An 8253-nucleotide genomic window follows, 5' to 3' on the forward strand; every position below is an offset into this window, starting at 1 on the left:
GATTAGCATTTATGTTTGGCATTTATAGCACTTACCGGGTTTCGCGGTGTAATGTAACTCTTTTGAGACGTGGGCAATATTTCTTCATTTCCATACGTTCTGGGTGATTTCGCTTATTCTTCGTAGTGGTATAGTTGCGATCTCCTGTCTCGGTGCATGCTAAAGTAATGGTTACTCTCATGGGTTCCATCTCCTTTTTATTTAAATCGTAATAATTACGATTAACACATCGTACACGGTTTATTCACACTCTGTCAACTATCGTCTTGTAAATATTTCAACTCTCTTAACTTTGTGGTCTTTCTGGCGGACAACTCACGTATAGATGGAATTATAAAAATATGATTCTTGTATTTCCAAGAGAATCAGGCAGGAGTGGAGATCATGAAGATACCAGTAATTATTTTGAGCGGGTTTCTGGGGAGCGGGAAGACAACTCTGCTATTGTCCCTGCTGAAAGAGAGCAAGGTAAGAGGTCTGAACCCTGGCGTAGTTATGAATGAGCTGGGAAAGAGAGATGTTGATGGGTATATTCTGCAGGAGCATACGGGTACAACCGTGACTAAGCTACTGGACGGATGTGTATGCTGTAGCCGTAAAGAGGATTTGGCAGACAGCCTGCTGGTACTGTTAAGAGGACGGCCTGATGCTATTTATATCGAGCTTACTGGCGTCGCGAACCCTGAAGAAATTTCCAAAACATTACAAGAAGCCGCTCTACAGGAAAGGGTCGAATTGCATTTTACGATCACCTTATTGGATGCAGAGAACGCCTTGGAATATAACAGCAGACTCTCTTCTGACAAACAGCTGGTTCGTACCCTTCGCAAGCAGCTGTCCTCCGCTGATCTCATTGTCGTTAATAAGAGCGATCTTGTAGAGCCAGAAACCTTATGGCGAATTGAAAAGGGTGTCCGAAAACAAAATTCAGAGGCTGAAATCGTTTATACCCATTACAGCGAAATCAACCTTTCACCGATATTATCAGGAATCACCCCACGTAAAATCATCGCTCCCGCGCCACAACGTGCACCTCAAACCTTTAAAGGCGCAACACTTAAACAAATAAATTCAGAACAGGGAGCCACAGCAGTAAAAGAACGGCAAGAGGAGTCCCATGCCTCTTTTTCCCAAGTGACCGCCATCACGCTAACCATTCCGCAAGCGGGGACTACAATGCCTACCAAAGAACGGCTAGAGGCTTTCTTTCAAGAATGGGGTGACAATCTGCTCCGTGCCAAAGGGCATATCCTTTTGTCCGAACAGGAACCGGTTCAACTTGTCCAATATGCGGGAATGCGTACAAGCTGGGAGGCGTCACGTTACCCCGGAATGCCTTATGTAGTATTCATCGGGATAAATTTAGATGAGGAACTGCTGGCAGATCGGTGGTCCACCTTATTCGAGCCTTGACTACCCTTTCCCCTTTAAAAATACTGCCGCTGCTTCTACCGATCTCATTCCTGATTATCATTGGTTTTATATGGGTGCCTAATCAACTGGAGCTATTAGATAACGCGTACATTGACACGTTCAAAACCGGCTTTATCGGGATTTTGCTAGAAGCCTTGCCGTTTGTGTTAGCAGGAGCTTTATTATCCTCGCTGCTTCGTGTCTTTATCCCGGATGAAATGATCTCCCGGTGGATTCCGAAGCAGGCGTTTCTGGCTATTTTATTCGCTTGCCTGCTCGGAATTATATTCCCAGTATGCGAATGTGGAATGATCCCGCTTGTCCGCCGACTTATCCATAAGGGTATGCCTGTCTATGTCGCGATTGTGTTCATCTTATCCGGACCCATCCTAAACCCAGTCGTCTATGGAGCAACACTGACTGCCTTTCGCAACCACTCAGAACTGGCCTATGCGCGGATGGGTCTAGCTTTTATAGTCGCCTGTATTATAGGCTTGATTATCTATGCAACGGTGAAAAAGTCCCCTATACGCCTCAGCGTTCAGCGCGAAACCGATAACACTCATCATAATAATTCTCGTGGAGGAAAGTTAGCTGCCGTCTTCGTGCATACGTCGGATGAGTTTTTTGAGATGGGAAAATACTTAATCATTGGCTGCCTATTGACCGCTGGCATTCAGACGTTTATGGTTCAGGACAGTTTAGCTGCGATCGGAGATAAGCCGCTCGGGTCTTATTTTTTCATGATGGGACTGGCATTTGTGCTTTCGCTCTGTTCCACCTCAGATGCCTTTGTAGCTTCCACCTTTGTACATTCTTTTCCAGCAGGAGCACTGCTCGCTTTTATGGTATTTGGGCCGATGCTAGATTTCAAAAATTCATTGATGTTACTTTCGCTGTTTAAGACCAAATTTGCTCTTTATTTGTTCTTTCTTATCTTTTCGAGCGTATTTATTGGAGCCGTACTCATGTCCTTATGGCTGTGATCATAAAGGTGACAAGCAGATGCTTACCGCATTGTTAGGAGGAAGCGTATGAATGACTCTCGAAGCATCCGATTTCACTATTTGTTAAGGGCGGTCATTCTGCTCGCCTTTGCTCTCTATATTGGGCAACTAGTGCAGCAGGACGCTTTGCATTATTATGTAGCGCCTAAGCTAGCACGCTGGGTTCAGTTATGTCCGATTCCTCTCACACTTATGGCGCTCAGCTTGGCTATTCAAGCCTTATTTGGTAAGGGAAGTGTGCTATGTGACTGCGAGCACCGCCTCCCTCATTCCATATTTAAAAGTACAGCGCTTTATGGATTATTCCTCTTTCCACTGTTGCTTGGATTTGTACTTCCTGATCGTGCCTTGGGAAGTATGGCCGCTAGTAAAAAGGGGATTTCGTTCTCCTCATTACCATCAGAGTCTACCAATGCTGTTAGATTCGAATCGATTGATCCTTATCATGAGGAGCTCACTGAGCTAGCTAAGATTCTATATGCGCAGCCTACTATCCCTGTGTATTCTGATATTTTTTCTGAAACACTAGGTGCTATTGACATGTATAAACAACAATTTGAAGGCAAAGAAATTTCCGTTTCCGGTTTTCTGTATCGCGATGATAGTGAAACGCCAGAGAATGCATTTGCCATTGGCAGATTTCTGGTTCAGTGCTGTACCGCCGATGCTACTCCATTTGGGATGCTGGTTGATTCCGGCAAATTAAAAAGCTTGCCCACCGATACCTGGATAGAGGTTCGGGGCAAGCTTCAAGTTGTGCAATACAAGGGCCAAGAAATGATGCAAATACGCGCAGAAGCAATTACACCTATTGCGCAACCAACAACACCCTACATTTACACGAGTGCTGACTCCATAACGGCATGGAAAGCTTTGCAGAATACGGCCAAACCTACTAAATAATTGCGTCCAGCTCATCCTCATCATTCACTCGGTTAGGGTTAAATACTTCAACCATAATACGGGCGGGTATACATATGATTTGTTGCTTTGGCCTAGAAATAAACCCCATTTCCAAAGCGATTCGCAAAGGAGCGTCAGAATATGTCATTTGGATCCCGTAATCAAATACCTTTAAGGTATTGTGACCAAACTCCGTTTGAATATCTATAATTTGCTCTTCTTTAGTCAAAGAAACGGTCTTGTATTCCTTACCATCGACCGTAATTATAGCTTTCAAATCTCCTTGCTGATACTGTTCATTACGGGTGTCCCACCACTTGATTCCGTAGATCAAACCTGCTGCGAATAGAGCTAAAAAAATGATTACAAAATCGCCACGCTTCATCTTTAACAAGGTATGGATCCTTTCATCGACAATATATTCGTAATGATTACGATTACAAATATATTAATCTTACGCCCTTTTGTCAATGACACTCCTCATCCTTAACGAATCCGAGTAGACCAATCTTTTAATACCCTATCAAGCTCCTTTATAGAGATAGGCTTGGAGATGAAATCCTGCATTCCTGCACTCAGACACATATCTTTATCTTCATTTCTGGCAAACGCTGTGGCCGCAATAATAACAGGAGACAGCCCGAGCTTCTCACGTATGATTCCTGTTGCTTCTATCCCATCCATAACTGGCATCTGAATATCCATAAAGACGAGATCATAATCCTTGGACAGCACAGCTCGAATTGCTTCCTCGCCATTTGATGCAATGTCAGGGAAGTATCCCCTCTTTTTCATATAAGCCAGCATCAGTTGCTGATTCACAGGATGATCTTCAGCGATGAGAATAGACATCGGTCCATATTCTCCAGTATCAGATGCTTTGGCGTTAGGTTTAATGCTTTTGTCTGCATCCACTGAAGGGTGGAGCATTACCTTCTGACTCCATTCCTCTTTGGGCAAAGAGACCTCCACGGTGAAAAAGAACTCTGAGCCATGTTTCTCACAACTCCTTACACCAATCGCTCCTCCAAGCAGCTCCACCAGCTTTTTACTAATGGCCAGTCCCAGTCCTGTTCCGCCATATTTACGATTAATGGAAGGATGCAATTGCGAGAACGATTGAAACAACAACCCTTGACTGGCAACTGGAATTCCCAAACCCGTATCTTTAACCATGAACTTAACGATAATATTTCCTGACTTTTGAGAAGCCTCCAGACTGGCAGAAATACTAATTTCACCTGTCTCCGTAAATTTCACCGCATTTCCCACTAAGTTCACGAGAATTTGGCGCAATCTCGCCTCATCCGTCACAACGACAAATGGAAGATCAGGTGCAATATTGATAGTCAGTAACAACCCTTTCTCTTTGACCTTCGGATAGAATAGCTCACTAACGTTCTGAATCACTTCACGTAAATCCACCATTTGCAGTTCAAGTGTCATCATACCTGCTTCAATTTTGCTGAAATCCAGCACTTCATTCAAAATATGAAGCAATGCTTCTCCACTACTGTTAATGATTTGTGTGTAGTAGCTTTGCTCTTCATCCAGCTCTGTACCTGAGAGCAAGTCTGCCATTCCTATAATACCGTTCATAGGTGTACGCAGCTCATGGCTCATGATCGCTAGAAACTCCGACTTCGCCCGATCCGCTTCCTCTGCAGACTCCTTCGCTCGCACAATCTCCTTCTCTTCTGTGATATCCCGGAAAACCACTACAGCTCCGATCCGCTCTTCTCCATCAAAAAGAGGAGTCATGTGATATCTGACTAAAAAGCTGGAACCATCTTGCCTCCAAAACACGCCCTCTTTCTCATCAAAAGAGCGATTATTGAAGTGCGAGGGAATCAGCGTCTTCTGGATGCCCAAGAATGGCTCATTATCCAGCCAAGTCTGATGAATCGTATGGAATTTGCTGTTCAACCATTCCGTTGGATCGTATCCTAGCATAGTAATCGCCGCTGGGTTGATGAACATCGTATCCCCTTCAAGATTCATACCAAATATGCCTTCAGATACTGAATTCAGTATTAGAGCATGCTCGTTACTTAACTTCTCTATTTCTTCAAAATGCCGCGCCCGTTCCGCAATGTCCCGGGTTACACACACCAGCTCTTGTCCTCCAAATGTCTCCGAGTAGATGTAGCGAAGTGTTGTCTCCGTCCAAATATATGTTCCATCTTTGCAAAGAAACCGAAAGGTCACAGGCTCGAGCTTCTTGCCTTCCATACAATTGCTAAGATAGGTTACTACCTTCTCCTTGTCCTCAGGATGTATGTAATCTATTCCTCTGGTTTCGTACATTTCTTCCGGTGTATAACCGAACATTGTCTGGCAAATCGGTGATGCATACAGATAGGTGAGGTGTCCGTCTGCTGTATTTCGTGAAATAAAATCCATTGAATTTTCCGACAGAAGTCGGTAATTCTGCTCACTATCACGCATCTGTTCCTCCATTCGATGACGTTCAGTCACATCCTGGGCAATCCCGCTGATCTGTAGCACTCTTCCTTCTTCATCCTTAAGCACTTCCCAGTGTACATCCAAAAACTTCAAAATCCCATCCGCACTTTTAATCCGAACCATAGCTTCGCCATTCGTCACATTTGCAAAGGATTGACGCACTAGCTTTTCAAGTCTTGTAAAATCAGCTGGATCAATACAGGAAAGAACATGCCTGTAATCAAAATAGGAATGAATACTCTCATCTAACGAAAAGCCGAAAATGTTACGCATTTCTCTAGAAACCGTCAACCGCGCTTTTGTCGCATCCCATTCCCAAGATCCCATTTTCGCAAGATATTGGGCTTTCGCCAGCATATCCTCATATTTCTTACGCTGTGTAATATCGCGGCCGATGGTTAATATCTGCTTGATTTGCCCCTGCTCATCACGTACCACCTGTGAACTGCTCTCGATCCACAAATAATGTCCGTCCTTATGCCGGGCTCTACGTGTATACACATCCGTATCCGAATAGAGTTTTCCGTGTTTGGTCATCTCTAAGGCATCATCTACGTGATAATAATCAGGTCTTTTCGTGCCTATCATTTCATCTGCAGGATATCCCAGCAACAGCTCCACTGAAGGAGACACGTATTGCAACGTACCGTCAGGTTTGCCAAAAGAAATCATATCCGGTGTATTTTTTGTGATCAAATTATATAAATGTTGATCTTCCTGAATCTTATCTTCGGCAAGTCTTCGGTCTGTGATATCCGTTAGTTCTGAAATCATGACAAGAGGTTCACTAGAATTCTCCTGAAGAATCAGAAATATATGTTGTGCTACCCAGATCATCTCGCCATCCTTACACAGGAACCGTCTTTCTAATTCCATCGCGGACCCAGGATCTGCTAAGAGATTGTTCAGGATAACGTAATGATCATCATCGATTTTATCGTCTGGATAAATAAGATCTAAATAATGCATATTCAAAAGCTCTTCTTCAGAATAACCGAGCATATGGCAAAGCGCCGGATTGGATTGAATCAAGGTTCCTTCCTTGGGAGAGACTACTGCAACCCCTATAGAAGACCGTAAGTATAGTTGCTTAAAAAGAAATTCAGACACCTGAGTAGCCTCCTCTTTTGAGATGGGGACAAACTTTATTACAATCTCGTAATCTATTCCAGTATACCTTTTTTTCGGTAATTAAGCTTGATAGCTGAGTCCTAAATGATAGGTTGGTATAAATCAAAGAGATTGCGTGTTATCCTCACAGACAAAAAATAAACAGCAAGTCCCCAACACTCGGGGAGCTTGCTGTTAGTACATAGCACAACTTAAAATAACTATTCTCTTATTAAATTCTCTTGTTGAAGCTTCTTAATTTTCTTACGGATAGGTGCACCGGCTCTTAAAAAAACAAGTCCCAAAAGGATTAAAAGCCCGCCTAGAACAACGTTTATTAAACTAATGCTGCTGGATGAATTGAAATAATTCGTTACCCCCATGAGAATGTTGGCTAAACCAACAATGAACTCTAACCACATAACAGAATTCCATAGCGTGTTAATTCGCTTAAAGTGTTTTATTTTGGATTCCAGATCCGTGTAAATATCAAACGAACCTTCGGATGACTTCTTCCTAAGATAAATCCAGCGAACATAGCTGCTAACACACTCTACTCCATTTTCTTCTAAAAACTTGAGGTATGCTACGCTTTCCGGATGAGTAGGCACATTATCTAAAAGTTCAATTCTATACGTATACTCATTCTTAGGCGAGTCAGTAAACACATATTTACACCAGGAGTAGCTTGAAAAGGCAAACCCTTTGGCAGACATTTCATTAAGCCACTGTTCTTCCTTCTCAAAATCCCAAAACAGCTTGCGAACCACATGCTTCATTTCGACTCACCTCCAGCTATTCTCTTCCCATTAGCAATCAGCTCTTCCAACCGGATAAGCTCCCCCTGAATCACTGTCTTCCCTAACTCAGTAATTTCGTATTCCTTTCTTCGGGAGCCTTCTTCCCCTTCTATAGCTCTTATCCAGTTTTTCTCAAGCAAGGTGTTGATAGCTCCATATAAAGTGCCCGCTCCAAGATCCACTCGACCATGACTTAAATCCTTCACATTCTGCATAATTGCGTATCCGTGCATTGCGGTGTATAAAGACAATAAAATGTAAAATACAGCTTCTGTTAAGGCTCCTCTTTCTGAGCTTTCAGGCATGATTCCATCTCCATTCTATTACTGTTAGCGATATATCGGTTACCGTAATAACATTATTACGGTAACCGATATAATTGTCAATACAAAATACCTATAATATCTTCTCCATATTATGCTCCGAAGCATAGCTACAGTAAGAATTGGACCACCATCACTTTCTTCAGAAATAAAAAATAGGCTTATACAACTGCCCAAGAGCAATTGTATAAGCCTATTTGATGATGCGGTCGAGAGGACTCGAACCTCCAC

The 8253-nt window shown here is 43.0% G+C and carries 8 protein-coding genes; 3 read left to right on the forward strand and 5 right to left on the reverse strand.

The window, feature by feature from the left end; translation table 11 throughout:
* Positions 1-31: 31 nt before the first annotated feature.
* Positions 32-181, reverse strand: a complete 150-nt coding sequence (gene rpmG / locus CA598_RS08055) for a 50S ribosomal protein L33 (RefSeq protein ID WP_094874652.1) — start codon at positions 179-181, stop codon at positions 32-34.
* Between the two features lie 203 nt (positions 182-384).
* On the opposite strand from rpmG, the gene CA598_RS08060 reads away from it, so the two are divergent.
* The 3 genes from CA598_RS08060 (at position 385) to CA598_RS08070 (ending at position 3323) form a co-directional block, all read left to right on the forward strand.
* Positions 385-1413: a CobW family GTP-binding protein gene (locus CA598_RS08060; protein WP_094876167.1), complete on the forward strand. Its 1029-nt coding sequence runs from the start codon at positions 385-387 to the stop codon at positions 1411-1413.
* A 68-nt stretch (positions 1414-1481) separates the two neighbouring features.
* Positions 1482-2399 (forward strand): permease, encoded by a 918-nt coding sequence (locus CA598_RS08065; protein ID WP_373455812.1) that lies wholly within the window; start codon positions 1482-1484, stop codon positions 2397-2399.
* 48 nt (positions 2400-2447) lie between these two features.
* Positions 2448-3323, forward strand: a complete 876-nt coding sequence (locus tag CA598_RS08070; RefSeq protein WP_094876169.1) for a TIGR03943 family putative permease subunit — start codon at positions 2448-2450, stop codon at positions 3321-3323.
* On the opposite strand, the gene CA598_RS08075 is transcribed toward CA598_RS08070, so the two are convergent.
* The 4 genes from CA598_RS08075 to CA598_RS08090 form a co-directional block, all read right to left on the reverse strand.
* Positions 3316-3708 (reverse strand): NusG domain II-containing protein, encoded by a 393-nt coding sequence (locus CA598_RS08075; RefSeq protein ID WP_256990397.1) that lies wholly within the window; start codon positions 3706-3708, stop codon positions 3316-3318. The two genes, CA598_RS08070 and CA598_RS08075, sit on opposite strands and share 8 nt — an antisense overlap.
* 101 nt (positions 3709-3809) lie before the next feature.
* Positions 3810-6899, reverse strand: coding sequence for a PAS domain S-box protein (locus CA598_RS08080; RefSeq protein WP_256990396.1), 3090 nt, complete (start codon positions 6897-6899; stop codon positions 3810-3812).
* A 221-nt stretch (positions 6900-7120) separates the two neighbouring features.
* Positions 7121-7678 carry a DUF2812 domain-containing protein gene (locus CA598_RS08085; protein WP_094876172.1) on the reverse strand — a complete coding sequence of 186 codons (558 nt, stop codon included), beginning with the start codon at positions 7676-7678 and terminating at the stop codon, positions 7121-7123.
* Positions 7675-8004, reverse strand: a complete 330-nt coding sequence (locus tag CA598_RS08090; protein ID WP_094874645.1) for a PadR family transcriptional regulator — start codon at positions 8002-8004, stop codon at positions 7675-7677. The genes CA598_RS08085 and CA598_RS08090 overlap by 4 nt, the downstream gene beginning before the upstream one ends.
* Positions 8005-8253: the final 249 nt, after the last annotated feature.

The sequence above is a fragment of the Paenibacillus sp. VTT E-133291 genome, from assembly GCF_002264395.1.
Lineage (GTDB): Bacteria > Bacillota > Bacilli > Paenibacillales > Paenibacillaceae > Paenibacillus_AQ > Paenibacillus_AQ nitricinens.